Here is a 364-nt window from a genome sequence, read left to right on the forward strand (position 1 = left end):
CAACTATGTTTTCAATTTCAACTTGAGTTCCGTGCCACATTGGAACCCCAACACCAGACGTAAAAAAAAGACTTTCATCAGAGCAAAATTCAGCTAAATAAATGACTCCATTTGGCTTTAAAATTCTTAGTAGTTCAGAAACAACATTTACCCTAACTTGCGCCTCTGGAATGCATGTAAAAACAGCGCACGTAACAATGGCATCAAAGGAAGAATCAGAAAAAGGAAGTTGTGAACCTTTTGAGTAGTTCAGCTCTAGATGCGGGAATTCATTGTTCCCACGATTAATCATTTCCAATGAAGAATCAACACCACAAATACTTTTATAACCTAAGTCATAAAGCTCATTAGTTACTCTTCCATA

At 36.5% G+C, this 364-nt stretch carries 1 protein-coding gene; it reads right to left on the reverse strand.

Going from position 1 to position 364, the window contains the following annotated elements; all coding sequences use genetic code 11:
• Window positions 1-364, reverse strand: a 364-nt coding sequence (locus A6E03_RS18170; RefSeq protein ID WP_141677307.1) for a class I SAM-dependent methyltransferase, incomplete at both ends; no start/stop codon positions are given.

It is taken from the genome of Aliivibrio sp. 1S128 (assembly GCF_001691065.1).
GTDB lineage: Bacteria > Pseudomonadota > Gammaproteobacteria > Enterobacterales > Vibrionaceae > Aliivibrio.